The organism is Streptacidiphilus albus JL83, from assembly GCF_000744705.1.
In the GTDB taxonomy this organism is placed as follows: Bacteria; Actinomycetota; Actinomycetes; order Streptomycetales; family Streptomycetaceae; genus Streptacidiphilus; species Streptacidiphilus albus.
This window is the reverse complement of the sequence record NZ_JQML01000001.1, coordinates 5,809,617-5,828,978: the sequence shown is the minus strand read 5'-3', so window position 1 is coordinate 5,828,978 and position 19,362 is coordinate 5,809,617. Positions and strand designations below refer to the sequence as shown.

18 protein-coding genes are annotated in these 19,362 nt (G+C 73.5%); 11 read left to right on the top strand and 7 right to left on the bottom strand.

The features are described 5' to 3' along the window. Window positions 1-79: 79 nt before the first annotated feature. A complete protein-coding gene (locus tag BS75_RS25555) occupies window positions 80-262 on the top strand; it encodes a DUF6104 family protein (RefSeq protein ID WP_034089925.1) in 183 nt (60 codons plus the stop codon). 6 nt (window positions 263-268) lie between these two features. Here BS75_RS25555 and BS75_RS25550 read toward each other — a convergent pair whose 3' ends face one another. Beyond that, window positions 269-1,015: a hypothetical protein gene (locus BS75_RS25550; protein ID WP_231607892.1), complete on the bottom strand. Its 747-nt coding sequence runs from the start codon at window positions 1,013-1,015 to the stop codon at window positions 269-271. Between the two features lie 223 nt (window positions 1,016-1,238). Here BS75_RS25550 and BS75_RS25545 point away from each other — a divergent pair, with 223 nt between their 5' ends. Both BS75_RS25545 and BS75_RS25540 read left to right on the top strand, forming a co-directional pair. After that, window positions 1,239-2,150, top strand: coding sequence for a DUF4097 family beta strand repeat-containing protein (locus BS75_RS25545; protein ID WP_034089923.1), 912 nt, complete (start codon window positions 1,239-1,241; stop codon window positions 2,148-2,150). Then, the gene (locus BS75_RS25540; RefSeq protein WP_034089922.1) at window positions 2,147-3,202 is read left to right on the top strand and encodes a PadR family transcriptional regulator; all 1,056 of its coding nucleotides are present in this window, start codon (window positions 2,147-2,149) and stop codon (window positions 3,200-3,202) included. The genes BS75_RS25545 and BS75_RS25540 overlap by 4 nt, the downstream gene beginning before the upstream one ends. Window positions 3,203-3,521: 319 nt before the next feature. On the opposite strand, the gene BS75_RS25535 is transcribed toward BS75_RS25540, so the two are convergent. Continuing rightward, a complete protein-coding gene (locus BS75_RS25535) occupies window positions 3,522-4,481 on the bottom strand; it encodes a zinc-binding dehydrogenase (RefSeq protein ID WP_034089921.1) in 960 nt (319 codons plus the stop codon). A 195-nt stretch (window positions 4,482-4,676) separates the two neighbouring features. Then, window positions 4,677-5,873 carry an NAD(P)-dependent malic enzyme gene (locus BS75_RS25530; RefSeq protein WP_034089920.1) on the bottom strand — a complete coding sequence of 399 codons (1,197 nt, stop codon included), beginning with the start codon at window positions 5,871-5,873 and terminating at the stop codon, window positions 4,677-4,679. A 579-nt stretch (window positions 5,874-6,452) separates the two neighbouring features. Here BS75_RS25530 and BS75_RS25525 point away from each other — a divergent pair. Beyond that, window positions 6,453-7,061 (top strand): CGNR zinc finger domain-containing protein, encoded by a 609-nt coding sequence (locus BS75_RS25525; protein WP_034089919.1) that lies wholly within the window; start codon window positions 6,453-6,455, stop codon window positions 7,059-7,061. An 18-nt stretch (window positions 7,062-7,079) separates the two neighbouring features. On the opposite strand, the gene sodX is transcribed toward BS75_RS25525, so the two are convergent. Beyond that, window positions 7,080-7,535, bottom strand: a complete 456-nt coding sequence (sodX, locus tag BS75_RS25520) for a nickel-type superoxide dismutase maturation protease (RefSeq protein WP_081982574.1) — start codon at window positions 7,533-7,535, stop codon at window positions 7,080-7,082. Between the two features lie 200 nt (window positions 7,536-7,735). Between sodX and sodN the strand changes: the two genes are divergently transcribed. Beyond that, window positions 7,736-8,131, top strand: coding sequence for a superoxide dismutase, Ni (gene sodN / locus BS75_RS25515; RefSeq protein WP_034089918.1), 396 nt, complete (start codon window positions 7,736-7,738; stop codon window positions 8,129-8,131). Window positions 8,132-8,216: 85 nt separating this feature from the next. Here the strand turns inward: sodN and BS75_RS25510 are convergent, their stop codons facing one another. Beyond that, window positions 8,217-9,815 (bottom strand): Na+/H+ antiporter, encoded by a 1,599-nt coding sequence (locus tag BS75_RS25510; protein WP_034089917.1) that lies wholly within the window; start codon window positions 9,813-9,815, stop codon window positions 8,217-8,219. A 134-nt stretch (window positions 9,816-9,949) separates the two neighbouring features. On the opposite strand from BS75_RS25510, the gene BS75_RS25505 reads away from it, so the two are divergent. The 4 genes from BS75_RS25505 to BS75_RS25490 all read left to right on the top strand — a co-directional run bounded on the left by BS75_RS25505 (window position 9,950) and on the right by BS75_RS25490 (window position 12,603). Further along, window positions 9,950-10,213, top strand: coding sequence for a UBP-type zinc finger domain-containing protein (locus BS75_RS25505; RefSeq protein ID WP_034089916.1), 264 nt, complete (start codon window positions 9,950-9,952; stop codon window positions 10,211-10,213). 45 nt (window positions 10,214-10,258) lie between these two features. Continuing rightward, window positions 10,259-10,735, top strand: a complete 477-nt coding sequence (locus BS75_RS25500; protein WP_034089915.1) for a GNAT family N-acetyltransferase — start codon at window positions 10,259-10,261, stop codon at window positions 10,733-10,735. Window positions 10,736-10,966: 231 nt separating this feature from the next. Beyond that, window positions 10,967-11,380: an ATP-binding protein gene (locus BS75_RS25495; RefSeq protein WP_034089914.1), complete on the top strand. Its 414-nt coding sequence runs from the start codon at window positions 10,967-10,969 to the stop codon at window positions 11,378-11,380. 215 nt (window positions 11,381-11,595) lie between these two features. Further along, the gene (locus tag BS75_RS25490; RefSeq protein ID WP_081983369.1) at window positions 11,596-12,603 is read left to right on the top strand and encodes an RNA polymerase sigma factor SigF; all 1,008 of its coding nucleotides are present in this window, start codon (window positions 11,596-11,598) and stop codon (window positions 12,601-12,603) included. A 39-nt stretch (window positions 12,604-12,642) separates the two neighbouring features. On the opposite strand, the gene BS75_RS25485 is transcribed toward BS75_RS25490, so the two are convergent. After that, window positions 12,643-13,143: a hypothetical protein gene (locus BS75_RS25485; RefSeq protein WP_052069687.1), complete on the bottom strand. Its 501-nt coding sequence runs from the start codon at window positions 13,141-13,143 to the stop codon at window positions 12,643-12,645. A 66-nt stretch (window positions 13,144-13,209) separates the two neighbouring features. On the opposite strand from BS75_RS25485, the gene BS75_RS25480 reads away from it, so the two are divergent. Both BS75_RS25480 and BS75_RS25475 read left to right on the top strand, forming a co-directional pair. Continuing rightward, window positions 13,210-14,157, top strand: a complete 948-nt coding sequence (locus BS75_RS25480) for a diacylglycerol/lipid kinase family protein (protein ID WP_034089913.1) — start codon at window positions 13,210-13,212, stop codon at window positions 14,155-14,157. A 329-nt stretch (window positions 14,158-14,486) separates the two neighbouring features. Next, on the top strand, window positions 14,487-14,738 hold the full coding sequence (locus BS75_RS25475) for a WhiB family transcriptional regulator (protein WP_030257455.1): 252 nt from the start codon (window positions 14,487-14,489) through the stop codon (window positions 14,736-14,738). Between the two features lie 463 nt (window positions 14,739-15,201). Here BS75_RS25475 and BS75_RS25470 read toward each other — a convergent pair whose 3' ends face one another. Continuing rightward, a complete protein-coding gene (locus tag BS75_RS25470; protein WP_081982573.1) occupies window positions 15,202-19,299 on the bottom strand; it encodes a Pls/PosA family non-ribosomal peptide synthetase in 4,098 nt (1,365 codons plus the stop codon). Between the last annotated feature and the right edge of the window lie 63 nt (window positions 19,300-19,362).

Below are 19,362 nucleotides of genomic sequence, written 5' to 3'. Positions count from 1 at the left end.
GCGGGGCGTCCGCTGTCGTACGCTTCCGGACGGAGCAGTGTCATCACCCCCTTCAGCACCCCTTCAGCGGAGAGCGCGTATGTACTTCACCGACCGTGGCATCGAGGAGCTGCAGAGCCGGCGCGGCGAGGAGGAGGTCAGCTTCGACTGGCTGGCCGACCGGCTGCAGGAGTTCGTGGACCTGAACCCGGAGTTCGAAGTGCCGGTCGAGCGGCTGGCCACCTGGCTGGCGCGACTGGACGACGAGGACGACGAGGAGTAGCCCGGCTCAGCCCGGGCCGACCCGGTGGTGCTCCGGGTCGAAGGCCGCGCGGAACTGCGGGAACTGGACGGCGTCCGGATCCAGCAGGTCGATCAGGGCGACCAGGTCGTTCTGGAGTTGCTGGAGGCGCGGCGCGGCCGCGGAGGCGTCGGCGGCGAGGCTGTCGACGTCGGCCAGCGGTTGGGCGAACCAGGCGCGGAAGCTCTCGTCCTCGTCCAGCCTCCGGCAGAACTCGGCGTAGCCGAGGCAGCGGCGCTGGCCCGGGGCGCTGTCCGGATGGACCATCAGTTCGCCGACGGCGCGCTGGTGGGCCCGGAAGAGGCGCAGCTCGTTGCCGGCCTCGGAGATCCGGCCGAGGTCGGAGCCGATCCGGGAGAGCTGGGCCATGATCGCCCGATTGGTGCGGCTGCGGCCGAGGTTGAGGAACTGGATGTCGCGGCGCAGCACCTCGGCCCAGCCCAGGTACTCGGCCAGCACGAAGACCGTGCTGCGGCGGGCGAAGCCGGCCTGCTCCGGGGTGCCCTGCACCAGGAAGGACCGCAGGTAGCCGGCGCCGGCGCCGGGCGTCCGGTCCACGGCCTCGCCGTGGAGGATGTTGAAGAGCCGGCTCTGCAGGTCGAACGCGGCCCAGGCGAGCGAGGCCCCGTAGCGCACCATGTAGTTCCGCGCCTCCCAGGAGCCGAGCCGCCGCTGCTGCCAGTAGCCGAACAGCGCCGCCGCGCCCGCGCCGCCGAGTGCGACCGCTGCGGACACCACCGAGACCGCATCCACCGTGCTCCCCCTGTCGTACGTCCGGGCCCCGCCGTGCCTCGGTCGACGGATGCACGCTGCCAGCCCGGCGCACGCCTGTCCACCCCTGCCCGTCCCCCGGATTCGCGCAGGGCGCTTGACTTCCCGGCGACGCGATATATCGTGAATACCAGAACGACGCGATACATTGCGCGTTCACCAGCCACCGACCATCGGGGAGACCGGCATGTCCGAGACCTGGACCATCGACGTACCGCAGACCGTCAGCTTCGAACAGCCGGTGACCCGGCTGCGGGTGCGCACCATCGCCGGCGCGGTCAACGTCGTCGCCACCGAGGGCCCGGCCCGGCTGGAGGTGACCGAGATCGACGGGCCACCGCTGCTGGTCACCCTCGCCGGCGACGAGCTCACCGTCACCTACGAGGATCTGACCTGGAAGGACTTCCACTGGCAGTCCCTCTCCAAGGCCATCGACAAGTGGCGCACCAAGCGCCGCGCGGTGGTCTCGCTGGCCGTGCCGGCCGGGACCAGGATCGAACTCGGCTCGGTCTCCTCCGACGCGGTCATCTCCGGCGTCACCGCCCCGGTGACCGTCCACAGCGCCAGCGGCGGGATCACCCTGGTCCGGCTCGCCGGTACGGTCGAGGCCAACACCGTCACCGGCAGCATCCAGGCCCAGTCGGTCTCCGGCGACCTCAGGGCCACCACCGTCTCCGGCGAGTTCACCGTGTTCGAGGGCACCAGCCGCAAGCTCAAGGCCAACTCGGTGAGCGGGGCGATGACCGTCGACCTCGCCCACGACAACGCCACCGACGTCAACCTCACCAATGTCTCCGGCGAGGTCGCGGTCCGGATCCCGGCCCCCACGGACGCGCAGGTCCAGGCCAACACCACCAGCGGCCACGTCTCCAACGCCTTCGACCAGCTGCGCGTCGGCGGCAGCTGGGGGTCCAAGCAGATCACCGGAACCCTCGGCAAGGGCACCGGTAGGCTGAAGATCACCACCATCTCCGGAGCGGTCGCTCTGCTGTGCCGCCCCTCCGCCGAGGACGACGCCCCCGCCGACGCGCCCCGCGCCCTCGGCTCCGCCCCGTCCGACGCCGCCCCGCTCGACTTCTCCAAGGAGGACCAGGCATGAGCCGCCCCGTCTTCGCCCACGGCCGCCTCCGTCTCTACCTGCTGAAGCTGCTGGACGAGGCCCCGCGCCACGGCTACGAGGTGATCCGGCTGCTGGAGGAGCGCTTCCACGGCCTGTACGCCCCCTCGGCCGGCACCGTCTACCCGCGACTGGCCAAGCTGGAGCAGGAGGGCCTGGTCGCCCACACCGTCGAGGGCGGCCGCAAGGTCTACCGGATCACCGACGCCGGCCGCGCCGAACTCGCCTCCCGCTCCTCGGAGATCGACGCCCTGGAGGCCGAGATCCGGGACTCCGTGGCCCAGTTGGCCGACCAGATCCGGGAGGACGTCCGTGACTCCGCGACCGACCTCCGCGAGGAGATGCGCCGGGCCGCCAAGGAGTCCCGCCGACAGGCCATGGGCACCGACAAGGGCTGGGGCCCGGACCCGGTCTGGGGCGGCGGCGACGGGCCCTGGCCCGGCATGGACCGGGAGGCCTGGCAGCGCACCAAGGAGGAGTGGCGGCAGGCCAAGGAACAGGCCAAGGAGCAGGCCCGGCAGGCCAAGGAGCAGGCCCGCAACGCCCGTGAGGAGGCCCGCGCCGCCCGCGAGCAGACCAGGGCCGTCCGGGACCAGGTCCGCGCCGAGGCGCACCGGGTGGGCGAGCAGATCCGCACCCATGCCAAGAACGGCGACTGGCCGACCGGTCTGGCCGAGGGACTGGCCGAACTGACCCGCACCCTCACCGGCCTGGCCGATCCGACCCGCTGGAGCCCCGCCGAGGACACCGTCGGCGCCCCCGCCGACTCCGCCCCCGCCCCCGCCGGCGCGGCGACCGGTCAGGACCGGGCCGAGCGGATCGACCTGGACAAGCCGGACGCCACCGCCCCGGAGGACCTGCCGTCCTGGACCGTCACCAACCCCTCGGGCGAGCCGCTGCGCGAGCTCGGCGGACTGCTCGACCGCTTCCGCGACGAGGTCCGCGACGCCGCCCGCGACGAGGGCTTCACCCACTCCGACCTGGCCCGCGCCCGCGCCGTTCTGGCCGCCGCCGCCCGCCGGCTGCGCGGCTGAGGCGACACCCCACGCGTCCGCCCGAGCAGGACCGCCCACCGGTCCCGCTCGGGCGGACGCGTCGCGTGCGTCGGGCGTGCGCAGCCCCGCCACCATGATCCTGACGCTGCGCGGTCGGGGTCCGCTACGACCTCGGCGACGGGCACCCGCTCACCGGCGGCCTCCCGCCCTCCGGCCCGGCCGACCGGGAGCCGCCGTCCCACGACGGGCGCGCGGTGCTGCTGCTCGACGCGGACGCGGCGGGCCCGCTGGCGAAGGCCGCGTCCGACTGGTCCGACCGGGTCCGGCAGCACGGCCCGGACGACTGTCCCGGGAGGCCTCAGGGAGTGAGCACGATCTTGCCGAAGAGCTCGCCCTTGGCCATCCGGGCGAAGCCCTCACGGGCCTCGGCCAGCGGCAGCACGGTGTCGATCACCGGGCGGACGCCGGTGGTGGCGCAGAGCGCGAGCAGACCGGCCAGCTCCTCCTTGGTGCCCATGGTCGAGCCGACGACCTTGAGCTCCAGGAAGAAGATCCGGGTCAGCTCGGCCGGCGGGTTGGGGCCGCTGGTCGCGCCGGAGATGACGATGGTCCCGCCCGGGCGCAGCGACTTGACCGAGTGGGACCAGGTGGCCGCGCCGACGGTCTCCATGACCGCGTCCACCCGCTCGGGCAGCCGGGCGCCGCTCGGGAAGACCTGCTCGGCGCCCAGCTCCAGGGCCCGTGCGCGCTTGGCCTCGTCCCGGCTGGTGGCCCAGACCCGCAGTCCGGCCGCCTTGCCGAGGACGATCAGCGCGGTGGCGACACCGCCGCCCGCGCCCTGGACCAGGACGGTGTCGCCCGGCCGCACCCCGGCGTTGGTGAACAGCATCCGATAGGCCGTCAGCCAGGCCGTGGGCAGGCAGGCGGCCTCCTCGAAGGAGAGCCCGGCCGGCTTGGGCAGCAGGTTCCAGGTCGGCACCGAGACCTGCTGGGCGAAGGTGCCCTGGTAGCGCTCGGTCAGGATGGAGCGCGGCTCGTCGGCGCCGACCCCGTGGCCGGTCTGGCCGATGACGGAGTGGAGGACGACCTCGTTGCCGTGCTCGTCGATCCCGGCGGCGTCGCAGCCGAGGATCATCGGGAGCTTTCCGGCCGGCAGGCCGACGCCCCTGAGCGACCAGAGGTCGTGGTGGTTGAGGCTGGCGGCCCGGACGGTGACGGTGCTCCAGCCGGGGCGGGCCTCGGGCTCGGGGCGCTCGCCCAGCTCCAGCCCGCTCAGCGGGTCGTCGGCGTCGATACGTGCGGCGTAGGCAGCGAACATGGCTCCGACCCTAGGCCCGCCCCGGGCCGTCGGGGAACCGCGACGCGATGTGACGAACCTCTGCTCGACGGCGCGTGCCGGTGGCGCTAAAGGGCTTGGCCGCGACCGGGCTTGGGGCCTGCCCTGCACGGACCGCGCCCCACTGCCCGCTCCCCGCCGGGCGAGTGCCGGGCGGGGAGCAGTTGCCGGGGACGGCTAGCGGCGGGCGACGCCCTCGGCGCGGGCGGCGGCCGCGACCGCCCTGGTGACCGCCGGGGCCACCCGGGCGTCGAACGGGCTGGGGATCACCTGCGCCGCCGACAGGTCGTCGCCGACCAGCTCGGCCAGGGCGTCCGCCGCCGCGATCTTCATGCCCTCGGTGATCCGCGAGGCGCGGACCTGGAGCGCACCGGCGAAGATGCCGGGGAAGGCCAGCACGTTGTTGATCTGGTTCGGGAAGTCGCTGCGCCCGGTGGCGACCACCGCGGCGTAGCGGTGGGCGATCTCCGGGTGGACCTCGGGGGTGGGGTTGGCCATGGCGAAGATGAAGCAGTTCTTGGCCATGGTGGCCACCGCCTCCTCCGGCACGGTGCCGCCGGAGACGCCGATGAACACGTCCGCGCCCGCGAGCACGTCCGCCAGCGAGCCGGAGAGGCCGCCCCGGTTGGTGAGCTCGGCGATCTCCCGCTTGACGTCGGTCAGGTCGGTGCGGCCGACGTGGACGGCGCCCTTGCGGTCGCAGAGGACCACGTCGCCGATGCCGGCGCCGACCAGGATCTTGGCGATGGCGATGCCGGCCGCGCCCGCGCCGGAGATGACCGCCCGCAGGTCGGCCAGGGTCCGGTCGGTCAGCCGGGCGGCGTTGCGCAGCGCGGCCAGGGTGACCACGGCGGTGCCGTGCTGGTCGTCGTGGAAGATCGGGATGTCCAGCGCCGCCTGCAGCCGGCGCTCGATCTCGAAGCAGCGCGGCGCGGAGATGTCCTCCAGGTTGACCCCGCCGAAGGAGGGGGCGAGCCGCACCACGGTCTCGACGATCTCGTCGACGTCGGTGGTCGCCAGCGCGATCGGCACCGCGTCCACGCCGCCGAACTGCTTGAAGAGGATCGCCTTGCCCTCCATCACCGGCAGCGAGGCCTCCGGGCCGATGTCGCCCAGGCCCAGCACCGCCGTGCCGTCGGTGACGACGGCGACCACGTTGGACTTCCAGGTGTAGTCGTTGACCAGCTCCGGGTTTTCGGCGATCGCCGTGCAGACCCGGGCCACGCCGGGGGTGTAGGCCAGGGAGAGGTCGTCCGCGTCACGCACCGGCACGGTCGCGGTGATCTCCATCTTCCCGCCGCGGTGCAGCGCGAAGGCAGGGTCGATCGGGTCCTGCTCGTTCAGGGGACTGGGACTGATGATCTCGGCTGCCACGATGACCTCTTCGTCGTCGTTCAGGGAGGACGCGTGCCGGCTGAGGGCGGCTTCGGCCTCGTCTTGAGGGTTGGTTGAGCTGTTGTGCTTCCGGTCGGTGCCGCTCCCGACAGTAGTCGGGGCACTGCCGGCCGCACCCTTGTCTTTTCCTCCGCGTCACAAGGTCTTCAGATGTCCCTGGCTCGTCCGATCCACCCGCACCGGCGGATCGGCATTGCACTCGCACGAGGGACACCACGACGCGGGTTCGAGCATCGGGGATGCGGGCGAACAGGCACGCGGGACGGCGCTTCGGCTCCGGAGCACTAGTGACGGCTTCCGGTCCTGGGCACCACCCGGATCGGTCCCGATCCGGTGGCCTGCTCATGCGACGGGGGTCACCCGTTATGGGATTTTGGCACACCGAGCCGCAGAGCGGTGCACCCGGCCCTGTGATCTCACCCACCGGCCCTCTGCCAGACTGGCCCGGGCTCGTCGCGCCCTCCGGCCCTTCCACAGTGAGGGCCGGCGGACGCGACGCCGGACGCCCGGCCTTCGGCATACCCTGGTGCGGACAACGCTTACCAGTGAGGAAGGCCCGTGGAACTCGCGTCCTACGCGGACATGGCCGTACGGCTGGTCAACACCGAGCAGCCGGACCGCCACCAGGACACCCTGACCAGCGTCGAAGCACTACGGGCGCTGTTCGGCCAGGGCAGCCGCGGGCTGCGGCTGGCCGACGAGTCCGACCTGCCGCGGCTGCGCTCGGTACGGCTGCGGCTGCGCGCCGTCTTCGAGTCGGCGGCGGAGGGCGACGAGAGCCGCGCGGTCAACCTGCTCAACGAACTGCTCACGGAGTACCCGGTCAGTCCGCTGGTCTCCGGCCACGGAATGCTGGACGAGCACGGCCACACCCAGTGGCACCTGCACATCGCCGAGAACGCCAACACCGCCACCGCGCTGTTCGCGGCCGGGGCCGGGATGGGGCTGGCGGTGCACCTCACCGAGCACGGCGTCGACCGGCTCGGCATCTGCCAGGCGACACCCTGCCGCAACGCCTATCTCGACACCTCGACCAACCGCTCCCGCCGCTACTGCTCCGACCGCTGTGCCACCCGGGCCAATGTCGCCGCCTACCGCGCCAGGAAGCGCGAGGCCGCCTCCGCGGACGCCGCCACCGCCGCCGCTGTCACCGCCGCCGAACGCTGACCACTGACCGTCGGCCGCTCAGCGCGGGGGCGGGCAGCCGAGTCGGCGGGAGAAGCGGTAGGGCAGGCTCCGCAGCAGCGGCTCGCACCAGCGGGCCGGCGCCAGCCAGGCCGGTCTCGGACCGACCCGCAGCAGCACCCGGCCCAGCACCAGTTCGTCGGGGACCGCGCCGAAGTCCCGGCTGTCGCTCTGGACCCGGCTGTTCTCGGACAGCAGCCACCAGCCGTTGCCGCGGCGTTCCGCCGCCCGCTTGACCACCAGCAGTTCCTGACGCAGCGGATGCCGGGCGACGACGATCGCGCCCGGCCGCAGCCGGGCCCCGAGGCGGTAGAGCAGCCGGTCGCCGTGGCTGAGCGTCGGCGCCATCGACGGACCGTCAACGTCCAGCAGGCCCAGGCCCTTCGCCCGGACGCCGTGCTCCGGCGGCTCCTGCGGCAGCGTGCCCGGGGCGAGGTCGTGTGTCTGCTCTGCCATGCCGCTCACCCTTGCCTGCCGTGCTCGTCTTCCGCGCCTGCCGGTCGTGCGCCGAACCGTCCGCTTCCATCTTCGCCGACCCGGACCCGAAGTCCACGCTTCCTACAGCTTTTGCCCTAGGACCCCGGTCCGGACGGGAGAGCGGGCCCGAACGGGAGTAATCTCTGGTCCGGGAAGACGATCACAGGAAAGGGACTCTCATGTTCTCTCGGCTCTTTGCACCGCGGGTCACTGCTCACGCCCACTGCGACCTGCCGTGCGGTGTCTATGACCCCGCGCAGGCCCGGATCGAGGCGGAGTCGGTGAAGGCCACGCAGGAGAAGTACCAGGCCAACGACGACCCGGCCTTCCGCACCCGCGCCATCGTCATCAAGGAGGAGCGGGCCGAGCTGGCAAAGCACCACGTCTCGGTGCTGTGGTCCGACTACTTCAAGGCCCCGCACTTCGAGGCCTACCCGCAGCTCAACCAGCTGGTCAACGACACCCTGAAGGCGCTCAGCGCCGCCAAGGCGTCGAACGACCCGGCGACCGGCCAGAAGGCGCTGGACCTGATCGCCCAGATCGACGAGATCTTCTGGGCGACCAAGAAGGCCTGACCACCCACGCGGTGGCCGGAAGGGGCCGAACGGGACTCCCCGTTCGGCCCCTTCCGCATTCGCTCCTTCGGGTGGTCCCCCGCGCTCACTCCTCGCCCCGGTCGACCAGCGCCTCCTCGAAGTCCAGGTTGCGGACCAGACGGCGGAGCAGCTCGTCGTCGATCCGGTCGGCGTCGCGCAGCCGGACGAAGACCCGGCGCTCGGCGTCGATGGTCTCCTTGCCGAGCCGCCGGTAGACGGCGTCGGCGGACTCGCCGGCCTCCTCGTCCACCGAGGCCCCCAGCCTTTCCCAGACGGCGTTCTGACGCCGGTCCAGGACCCGCCGCAGCCGGGTCTCCAGCGGCTCCGGGAGCCGGTTGCGCGGGTCGGCCAGCAGTTGGTCCAGCCGCTCCAGCGCGGCCAGCGAGGCGTCGCTCTGGGCCTGGGCCTCGACCAGCACCTCGCGCTGCGGGTCGCGGCCCGGCAGCGGCAGGGCCCGGGCCAGGGCCGGCAGGGTCAGTCCCTGGAGCAGCAGCGTGCCGATGACCACCACGAAGGTCAGATAGAGGATCAGATCGCGGTCGGGGAAGGCGCTGCCGTCGTGGACCGTGTGCGGGATCGAGAAGGCGACGGCGAGCGAGACCACGCCGCGCATCCCGGCCCAGGCGACCAGCAGCGGCCGGGTCCAGTCCGGCATCCCCTCGCGCTCCCTGATCCGGCGGCTGAGCAGCGGCGGCAGGTAGGTGGCGGGCCAGCACCAGAGGAAGCGGGCGAGGACGACCGCGCCCAGCACGGCCGCCGCCCAGAGCAGCAGCTCCGCCGTCGAGTGGTCGCCGAGGGCCCGCAGCACGACCGGCAACTGCAGTCCGATCAGGGCGAAGACGGCGGACTCCAGGATGAACGCGACCATCCGCCAGACCGAGTCCTCCTGCAGCCGCAGCGCGAAGTCGACGGTGTGGGCGTGGTAGCCGAGGTAGAGGCCGACGACCACCACCGCGATGACCCCGGAGGCGTCGAAGGCCTCGGCGGCGGCGTAGGCGACGAAGGGGACCAGCAGCGAGAAGGTGTTGAGCAGCAGCGGGTCCCGGAGCCGGCAGCGGGCCCACTGCAGCGGCACCATCAGTGCCAGGCCGACGGCGGCCCCGCCGAGCGCGGCGAGCAGGAACTCCCCGAAGGCGGAGCCCCAGGAGAAGCCCTCGCCGACGGCGGCGGCCAGGGCGACCCGGAAGGCGGTGATCGCGGTGGCGTCGTTGGCCAGGCTCTCGCCCTGGAGGATGGTGACCAGCTTGCGCGGCAGTCCGACCTTGCGGGCGATGGCCGTGGCGGCGACCGCGTCCGGCGGGGCGACCACCGCGCCGAGGACGAAGGCGGCCGGCAGCGGCAGCCCGGGGATGACCGCGTAGGCGACCAGGCCGACGGCGAAGGTGCTGAACAGCACGTAGCCGAGGGAGAGCAGCGCGACCGAGCGCAGATTGGCCCGCAGGCCCCGGTAGGAGCTCTCCAGGGCGGCGGTGTAGAGCAGCGGCGGCAGCACCAGCGGCAGCACCAGTTCGGGTTCGAGGGCGTAGTCGGGGACCCCCGGGAGGTAGCCGGCGGCCAGGCCGACGGCGACCAGCAGCAGCGGCGCGGAGAGCCCGAGGCGGCGGGCGACGCCGGCGACGGCGGCGCTGCCCGCGACCAGGAGCAGCAGGGCGGTGGTGGACACGGGCTCCGTCCTCTCGGCCGACTCCATCGTCATCGACCGGACACGGGGCGTGTCCGGTCACCGAGCGTCAACGGAAGCACAGAGGCGCTCGAAGCTCCCGAACGGCGCGCGGATCGGACGCGTACGCTGGCCTCATGCACCCTGGCTGCTCGCACACCGCCGGTCTCCCGGCCCCGGAGCCCGAGCGGCAGTCCGCCACCTGCCTCCGCTGCGCCGAGCTCGGTCAGACGCCGGTGCAGCTCCGGATGTGCCTGGTCTGCGGGCAGGTGGGCTGCTGCGACTCCTCGCCGGGCCGCCATGCCACCGAGCACGCGGCGGAGTCGGGCCACCCGGTGATCCGGACGCTGGAGCCGGGCGAGAGCTGGCGCTGGTGCTTCCCGCACCGGTCGCTGGTGTGAGCCTCACCGGTCGGGGCGGCACAGCCGCGCCGTAGTCTCGGTGCCATGATTCGCCCCGCCGTCGCCAGCGACGTCCCCAGCATCCACGCCATGGTGCGTGAACTCGCCGAATACGAGCAGGCCCCCGACGAGGCCGAGGCCACCGCGGAGCAGTTGCACGCGGCCCTCTTCGGTCCGCATCCGGCGGCCTTCGCACACATCGCCGAGGACGACACGAACGGGTCGGTTGTCGGCTTCGCCCTCTGGTTCCTGAACTTCTCCACCTGGAAGGGCGTGCACGGGCTCTACCTGGAGGACCTCTACGTCCGCCCGGAGGCCAGGGGCGGCGGCCACGGCAAGGCGCTGCTCACCACGCTGGCGCGGATCTGCGTGGAGCGCGGCTACGGCCGGATGGAGTGGTCGGTGCTGGACTGGAACGAGCCCTCGATCGGCTTCTACAAGTCCCTGGGCGCCGTGCCGATGGACGGCTGGACGGTGTTCCGACTGACCGGCGAGACCCTCGCCGCGCTCGGCTCGGACTGAGATTCGAAACAGCACAAAAAATCCGGCAAGACCATTGCCACGCTCCGTACCTGGCAATCTACTATGAGTCACCACCCGTACGGGCCTTCCGCACCGACGTCGGCGGGAGCGGCGACATCGCGGCGCGGATCGCGGTAGCGTCACCCGGACGTACAGCAGAGCACAGCACTGTGAGTACCGCGACGGGGGCGACGACGCCTCCTTGGCGGAGCAACACCATCGGAGGTGAGGGTGTCCCAGAACGACGGCGAGCCCGACGCGAAGGACTTCGTAGAAGTCCGGCTGCCAGCGGCGGGTGCCTACCTCTCGGTCCTGCGTACCGCGACAGCGGGTCTCGCGGCCAGGCTCGACTTCACCCTGGACGAGATCGAGGACCTGCGGATCGCGGTCGACGAGGCCTGCGCGATCCTGCTGCAGCAGGCGGTTCCCGGCAGCGTGCTGCGCTGCGTGTTCCGCCTGGTCGGCGACTCCTTGCGGGTGACCGTGTCGGCCCCGACCACCGACGGCCGCGCCCCCGAGCGCGACACCTTCGCCTGGACGGTGCTCTCGGCACTGGCCGGCGAGGTGGAGGCCACGGTCGAGCCGGACCGCACGGTCAGCATCAGCCTGCACAAGAAGCGCGGCGCCGGCCCCGGCCAGCCCTGACGTTCCGCGACCAAGGGCCCGTGACAGACAAGACTGGATCCCGGAACTGAATGGAACGGGGGATCGCCATGAGTGATCAGACGCGCACCAGTGGCTCGGGGCTGCAGGCCGCCGAGCCGGGATTCAGTGCGGACCGACCTGTCCTGCCCCTCCAGGCGGGCATGTCGTCATCCCCGGAGACCGTGCACTCCGGGGCCGAACAGGCGGAGGACAGGGTGTTCGCAGACGATGCCGACCGTCCGGACGAGAAGGCGCCGGTGACGGTCGGCGAGACGGACGGCCTGGGCAAGGCCGAGGTCCGGGACGGCGCGGGCATAGCGCCGCCGACGGACGGGGAGTCCGCCCCCGGGGGCGCCGCCGAGCAGGGCGCCGACCAGGGCGGCAGCGAGCACGGCTCCGCCGAGGGCGCCGCCGCCGAGCCGCACGTCTGGGGTGGCGGCCGACCGGCCACCACGCCGCGGCACGGGGCGCCCGACCGCGAGGCCGCGCGGGCCCTGTTCGTCCGACTGGCGACCCTGGAGAAGGAGTCGCCGGAGCGCGTCGAGCTGCGCAACCAGCTGGTGCGGATGCACATCCCGCTGGTGGAGCACCTGGCCCGGCGCTTCCGCAACCGCGGCGAGCCGCTGGACGACCTGACCCAGGTCGCCACCATCGGCCTGATCAAGTCGGTGGACCGGTTCGACGTCGAGCGGGGCGTGGAGTTCTCCACCTACGCCACGCCCACCATCGTCGGCGAGATCAAGCGCCACTTCCGGGACAAGGGCTGGGCGGTGCGGGTGCCGCGCCGGCTGCAGGAGCTGCGGCTGGCGCTGACCACCGCGACCGGCGAGCTGTCCCAGCAGCACGGCCGCTCGCCCACGGTGCACGAGCTGGCCGAGCGCCTCGGCATCTCCGAGGAGGAGGTGCTGGAGGGGCTGGAGTCCGCCAACGCCTACAGCACGCTGTCGCTGGACGTCCCCGACACCGACGACGAGTCGCCGGCGGTCGCGGACACCCTGGGCGCGGAGGACGACGCCCTGGAGGGCGTGGAGTACCGGGAGTCGCTCAAGCCGCTGCTGGCCCAGCTGCCGCAGCGCGAGCAGCGGATCCTGGTGCTGCGGTTCTTCCGCAACATGACGCAGTCCCAGATCGCGGCCGAGGTCGGCATCTCGCAGATGCACGTCTCCCGGCTGCTCGCCCGCACCCTGGCCCAGCTCCGCGACAAGCTGCTGATCGAGGAGTGACGTGCGGCCGCCCCCGGGACGGGACGGCGCGAGGGGCCGTCAGGCTCCGGACGCCGCCCCGTCCCGAGTCGTTTCCGGGGCCGTCTCCGGGGCCGTCTCCGGGGCCGTCCCCGGGGCCGTCGGCCACAGCACCGCGGTGGTCCGCGGGTGCAGCAGCAGCACGATGCCGGCCAGGCCGTACAGCCCGACCAGGATCCCGATCGGGATCTGCGCGCCGCCGTTCTTGAAGGTGAAGTACGCCACGGCCAGGCAGAGCGTGTCCATCATCACGGCCGGGCTGCGGCCCCAGCGCCGGAGCCGCAGCAGCGCCCGTCCGGCGGCCAGCGGCAGCAGCCCCATCAGCAGCACGATCAGACCGCCGAACTCGGTCAGGCCGACCCCCGTGCGCGGGTGCCCGACCAGGCCGGCGACCAGCAGGTACACCCCGTACAGGGCGATCACCAGGCCCTGGAGCAGTGCCAGGACGGCTCCGGCCGTCAGCGTCCCGGGGCGGGCGGCGGTTGCGGCAGGGGCCGTGGGCAGCGCGGTGTCAGCAGTCACCTGTCCAGGCTAGCCGCGGCCCGGGGCTTCGGAGGCCGCCGGGGGGCCGGTAGGTAAGCTGACCGTATGCGCGCCCTCCTGGTCTTCAATCCGAAGGCCACCACCACCAGTGGACGGACCAGGGACGTGCTCGCCCACGCACTGGCCAGCGACCTCAAGTTGGACGTCGTCGGCACCGAGTACCGGGGCCATGCGCGGGACCTGGCCCGGGAGGCGACGGCCTCCGGCACCGTGGACCTGGTGGTCGCCCTCGGCGGCGACGGCACCGTCAACGAGGTCGTCAACGGCCTGCTGGCCGAGGGCCCCGGCGCGAACGTCCCCCGACTGGCGGTGGTGCCGGGCGGCAGCACCAACGTCTTCGCCCGCGACCTGGGGCTGCCCAACGACCCGGTCGAGGCCACCGGGGTCCTGCTCGGAGCGCTCGCGGAGGGCAGGGAGCGGACCATCGGGCTCGGCCGGGCCTCGACCGAGGGGCTGCCGGACCGCTGGTTCACCTTCACCGCCGGCCTCGGTTTCGACGCCGGCGTGGTCGGCCGGGTGGAGCAGCACCGCCGCAGCGGTCGGCGCTCGACCCACACCCTCTACGTCAACCAGGCGGTGCGCCACTACTTCGGGGTGAAGGAGCACCGTCGGACCGGGCCGATCACGCTGAGTATCCCCGGCCTGGAACCGGTCGACGGACTGGTGGTGTCCATAGTTTCGAACGCCTCTCCGTGGACCTTCCTCGGCAACCGGCCGGTGTACGCCTCGCCGGAGGCCGACTTCGACGCGGATCTGGACATCTTCGGATTGACCCGGATGTCACTCGTTCAGACCCTGCGCACGATCCCCCAACTCCTGGATGCCTCGGGGAGTGGTCCGCGGGGCAAACATGTGGTCGCTTATCACGACCTCCGCGAATTCACCTTGCATTCGCAGGAACCGCTGCCATTTCAGGTCGACGGAGACCACCTTGGAGAGCGGAACCAAGTCAGGTTCTCAGGCGTACGCCGCGCACTGCGTGTGATTGTGTGACTGGAAGGCCCTCTGGGCCTTCTTCTCGAACGCACACCCCCCTTCACTCCATAGAAGTACAGGGTGTGACGTAGTCGACACCAAGGAATCAAAATTTACTTCCCGAAGGGGGTTGTATCCGGGGTCGAGGTTTGCGAACCTTTACCTGGCGATCGGGACAGTCCGTTACCGGACACCCGTCGCACGGAACCCACTCGCAACGCTGCGTGCACCCGCTTGCCGATCAAGCATCGGCGCTGTGCCCGCCCCTGGGTTCGTGAAAGCGTTCACATTCACAAGCAACCAGTGCCTGACGGGACAAACCCGCTGGCAGGAGGAGTTGGATCATCATGGACTGGCGCCACCGCGCTGTCTGCCGGGAAGAAGACCCCGAGCTGTTCTTCCCCATCGGCAACACGGGGCCGGCCCTGCTGCAGATCGAGGAGGCGAAGGCCGTGTGCCGTCGCTGCCCCGTCATGGAGAGCTGTCTGCAGTGGGCCCTGGAGACCGGTCAGGACGCCGGCGTCTGGGGCGGGATGAGCGAGGACGAGCGTCGCGCGATGAAGCGCCGCGCCGCCCGCAACCGTGCCCGCACGGCCTGACGAAGTTTCAAGCCCCACCCTGAAAGCCCGGCGTGACGCACTGTCAGCAGCACCGGCAGCACGCACCGCAGTACCGCACCGCAGCATCGCAGTACCGCACCGCAGCACTTCTGAGCAGAGCCGGGGGTCCGGGGGTTGTGCCCGTCAACGGCACCGCACCCCCGGGACGGCGTGACCGCAGTTCCACCCCGATCAACCCTTGATCAAGTCCACCGCAGCCCGCGCCGCCCACAGCGACGCAGCCAACGGTGTACTTTCCGAGGCAACGCACGCCACTCGTGGTGCTCCGCAGGCCCGACAGTTTGATACGGTCGGAACCGAGGGCAGCCCACCCGTGCGATGCACGCGGGCCCAGCCCGCACCCAGAGCCCCTGCTCCGGCCGACTCCCCCCGACGGCCGGAGCAGGCTTAGAGGCCCTGCCGACCCTCCCCCCCGGTCGGCAGGGCCTCGCTTCGTTCCCGGTCACCCCCGACCGGTCGGCCGCTCCGCAGCGGCGGGCCAGTCCACCACCGGGTTGCCCAGCCAGCGGCCCTCGGCCGGCAGCGACTCGCCCCGCATCACCAGCGAGCAGGGACCGACCACCGTGCCCGCACCGACCTCGGAGCCGAGCAGCACGATCGAGTGCGGACCCAGGGTCGCCCCCGCGCCGACCGTGATCCCGTCCATCCGGAGCAACCGGTCGTGGAAGAGATGGGTCTGCACCACCACGCCCCGGTTGACCGACGCACCGTCACCGATCCGCACCAGGTCCAGTTCCGGCAGCCAGTGGGTCTCGCACCACACCCCCCGCCCGATCCGCGCGCCCAGGCTGCGCAGCCAGGCGTTGAGGAAGGGCGTGCCGAGCAGTCCGTTGCCGAGCCAGGGCATGGCCAGCTCCTCGACCCAGGAGTCGAAGAGCTCGTTGCGCCAGACGAAGGAACTCCACAGCGGCTGCTGTCCCTCGCGGTAGCGGCCGAGCAGCAGCCATTTGGCCGCAGTGGTGAGCAGGCAGGCCGCCAGGCCGCAGCCGAGCAGCAGCAGTCCCGCCGTCAGCGCGCACAGCGGCAGGCCGCAGTGGCTCAGCGCGTACTGCATCCCGGTCACCGCCAGGTCCCCCAGCAGGACGCTGAGCAGCAGCGGCAGCAGCCGGCAGAGCTCGACCGCCGCCCGCGCCAGCACCAGCCGTCGCGGCGGGTCGTAGGTGCGCGCGCTGTCGCCCGGGTCCGGGAGTCGGCGGACCGGCAGCCCGGGGCGTCCCAGCCAGGAGCCGCCGGGCCCGAGCAGCCCGGCCGGCGGGGCGTCCGAGAGGACGCCGACCAGCGAGTCCTCGGGCAGCGCCCGGTCCGGTCCGACGATCCCCGAGTTGCCGACGAAGGCCCGGCGACCGACCACCGCCCGGCCCAGCCGCAGCCGACCGCCGCCCAGCTCGTAGGGGGCGAGCAGGGTGTCGTCGGCGAGGAAGGCGTAGTCGTCGATCCGCATCAGGGCCGGCAGGCCGAGCACCGTGGACGCCTCGACCCGACGGCCGACCCGCGCCCCCAGCAGCCGCAGCCAGGCCGGCGTCAGCAGGCTGGCGTAGAGCGGGAAGAGGGCCGACCGGGCACCGGCGACCAGGCTCGACACCGCCCAGGCGGACCAGGCGGTGCGGCCCAGCGCCGGGTGGACCCCGGGGCGGAGCGCCCGCGACAGCAGCCGGACCAGCCCGGCCACCAGCGCCGCGTACAGCAGCAGGGTGAGCAGTGCCAGCGGCACGGCGCAGGCCAGCAGCAGGACCAGGACCGCGCCGAGCGAGCCGGTGCGGCCGACGAGGTCGTAGACCGCCAGCAGCGCGGGCAGGGCGGCCAGCAGCGGCAACCCCTGCTGGACGGTCAGCGAGAGCCCGTAGACGAGGCCCCAGGCCCCTTCCCGGGCCCGTCGGCGGCCGTCTTCGCCGGTCCCGCCGGCGGGACCGGCGAAGACGGTCCAGGGGGCGGGGTCGGGCGTCCGGTCCGGGCGGGCCGGGGAGCCGTGCACCCGCTCCCCGGCCGGGACCGCTCCGCCGACACAGCTGCCCGGAGCGACCACGGCCCCGGCGCCGACGGCCGCGCCCGGCAGCAGCGTCGACCGGGTGCCGATCCTGGCCCCGGCCCCGATCCGGACCGCGCCGAGGCGCAGGGTGTCGCCGTCCAGCCACCAGCCGGCCAGGTCGGCCTCGGGCTCCACCGAACAGCCCGCGCCGAACCGGGCCAGCCCGGTGACCGGCGGCATGGCGTGCAACTGGACGCCGGGGCCGACGTCGCAGCCGAGCAGCCGAGCGTAGCGGGAGGCGAAGGGGGTGCCCAGGACCGAGGCCACGTTGAACGCGGCGACCAGCCGTTCCGCGGTCCACAGCCGCAGGTGGGTACGGCCGCCGCGCTGGTGGTCGCCCGGCCGCAGGCCGCGGGTGAGCAGCCGGGCGCCGCCGGCGCCGATCAGCGCCCGTCCGGGCGCGCTGCCCAGCAGCGCCCAGCCGGCCGCCAGCAGCCACCAGGATGTGTGGGCGGTCCAGGGCAGCGGTCCGATCAGGTCGTCGACGACCGCGAGGGCCAGCACCCAGCGCAGTCCGGCGAGCGCCTGCAGCAGCGTCAGCACGACCGCCTGGTAGGCGCCGACGCGCCGGGGCACCGGCCGGACCGGGCGACGCGGCGCGGCCGGCGCCCCGGCGGCGCGATCCGCGGTCCCGTCCTCCGGGTGGCCGGAGGGGCCCGGGCGGCCGGCGTCCAGGTCGAGGTGGTGGGCGAGCTCGCCGAGCCGGGGCCGGTGGTAGAGGTCGGCCACGGAGACGCCGGGGTGGCGCTCGCGGAGCAGCGCCACCAGCCGGGCGGCGGCGAGGCTGGTGCCGCCGAGGGCGAAGAAGTCGCTGTCGGCGCGGACCGGCACGCCGAGCAGCGCGCGCCAGTGCTCGGCGAGCCGGGCGGCGGTGCCGCGCAGCTGGTCGGCCTCCGCGCCGGGAACGGCGGCTGACGCTGCGTCGGCGCTCGGCAGCGGCCAGGGCAGGGCCTTCCGGTCGACCTTGCCGGAGGTCCTGGTCGGCAGTTCGGGGAGCACCGTCAGGGTCGGCACCAGCGCCGACGGCAGCCGCTCCAGCAGCAGCGAGCGCAGCGCGGCCAGGGCCTCCGGCCGGGCGGCGGCCGGGGCCGGGAGCGGCGGCCCGGCGTCGGGCGGCGGTGTGGGGGCCGGGAGCAGCGCCCGGAGCCGGAGCGGGGCGCCCGGGTCGAGCTCCGCCGCCCGGTCGGCGGCCCGCTCGGCCGGACGGTCCAGGACCAGGTAGCCGACCAGGAGTTGGCCGCCGGCCGGGGTGTCGCGGACGGCGGCCGCCGCCGCACGGACGCCGGGGAGCGCGGCCAGGGCGGCGTCGATCTCGCCCAGTTCGATCCTGCGGCCGCCGAGCTTGACCTGCTCGTCGGCCCGGCCGACGAAGACCAGGCCGTCCGGGTCGGCCCGGACCAGGTCACCGCTGCGGTAGCAGCGTCCGCCGGGGAGCGCGGCATGGTGCCGGAAGCGCTCGGCGTCCTTGGCCGGGTCAAGGTAGCGGGCCGCGCCCACTCCCCCGATCAGGAGTTCGCCGACCTCACCCCAGGCGACGGGTTCGCCCTCCGGGTTGACGACCGCCAGCTCCCAGCCGGCCAGCGGCGCGCCGATGCGCACCGGCTCCCCGGCCCGCAGCAGCGCGCCGCAGGCGACGACGGTGGTCTCGGTGGGGCCGTAGGTGTTCCAGAACTCGCGTCCGGGCACGTCCAGCCGCTCCACCAGCTCGGCCGGGCAGGCCTCGCCGCCGACGATCAGCAGCCGGACCCGGTCCAGCGCGGCGGCCGGCCAGAGCGCGGCCAGCGTGGGCACCGTGGAGACCACGGTGACGCGCTGCTCCACCAGCCAGGCCCCGAGGTCGACCCCGGCCTTCACCAGCGCCCGCGGCGCCGGCACCAGGCAGCCGCCGTGCCGCCAGGCCAGCCACATCTCCTCGCAGGAGGCGTCGAAGGCGACCGAGAGACCGGCCAGCACCCGGTCCCCCGGGCCCAGCGGCGCGTCGCGGAGGAAGAGCGCGGCCTCGGCGTCGACGAAGGCCGCCGCCGAGCGGTGGGTCACCGCGACGCCCTTGGGCCGTCCGGTGGTCCCCGAGGTGAAGATGATCCAGGCGTCGTCCGCGGGCGTCGGCGCCCCGGCGGCCGCCCCGGTCCCCGGCCCGGCCCGGCCGCCGGCCGGACTCGGGCCTGGATCGACCTGCCCGCCGGGGCCGAGCACCGCGCAGACCTGGGCGTCCGCCCAGATCATCGCCGCCCGCTCGTCCGGGTCGTCCACGTCCACCGGGACATAGGCGGCCCCGGCGCAGAGCACGCCCAGGATCGCGGTGTAGAGCTCGGCCGTGCCGGAGGGCAGCCGGACGCCGACCCGGTCCCCGGGACCGATGCCCCGCTCCCCGAGACCGGCCGCGACCGCCCCGGCCGCGGCGCGCAGGCCGCGGTAGTCCAGGACCGTGCGCGGACTGCCCTCGGCCGTGCCGGTCGGGGCGTCCAGCGCGGGAGCGCGGGGGTGGCGGCGGACGGCGGCGTCGAGGATGTCCACCAGCGTCCGCTCGGGTGCCGGAGGGCCCCCCGGCCACACCGCCGATGCGGTGCGGCCGGGGGG

What these genes read in the sequence shown, in the direction of transcription:
- BS75_RS25555 (WP_034089925.1), top strand. Translation starts at nt 80, where the DNA reads ATGTACTTCACCGACCGTGGCATCGAGGAGCTGCAGAGCCGGCGCGGC.
- BS75_RS25545 (WP_034089923.1), top strand. Translation starts at nt 1,239, where the DNA reads ATGTCCGAGACCTGGACCATCGACGTACCGCAGACCGTCAGCTTCGAA.
- BS75_RS25540 (WP_034089922.1), top strand. Translation starts at nt 2,147, where the DNA reads ATGAGCCGCCCCGTCTTCGCCCACGGCCGCCTCCGTCTCTACCTGCTG.
- BS75_RS25535 (WP_034089921.1), bottom strand. Translation starts at nt 4,481, where the DNA reads ATGTTCGCTGCCTACGCCGCACGTATCGACGCCGACGACCCGCTGAGC.
- sodX (WP_081982574.1), bottom strand. Translation starts at nt 7,535, where the DNA reads ATGGCAGAGCAGACACACGACCTCGCCCCGGGCACGCTGCCGCAGGAG.
- sodN (WP_034089918.1), top strand. Translation starts at nt 7,736, where the DNA reads ATGTTCTCTCGGCTCTTTGCACCGCGGGTCACTGCTCACGCCCACTGC.
- BS75_RS25505 (WP_034089916.1), top strand. Translation starts at nt 9,950, where the DNA reads ATGCACCCTGGCTGCTCGCACACCGCCGGTCTCCCGGCCCCGGAGCCC.
- BS75_RS25500 (WP_034089915.1), top strand. Translation starts at nt 10,259, where the DNA reads ATGATTCGCCCCGCCGTCGCCAGCGACGTCCCCAGCATCCACGCCATG.
- BS75_RS25480 (WP_034089913.1), top strand. Translation starts at nt 13,210, where the DNA reads ATGCGCGCCCTCCTGGTCTTCAATCCGAAGGCCACCACCACCAGTGGA.
- BS75_RS25475 (WP_030257455.1), top strand. Translation starts at nt 14,487, where the DNA reads ATGGACTGGCGCCACCGCGCTGTCTGCCGGGAAGAAGACCCCGAGCTG.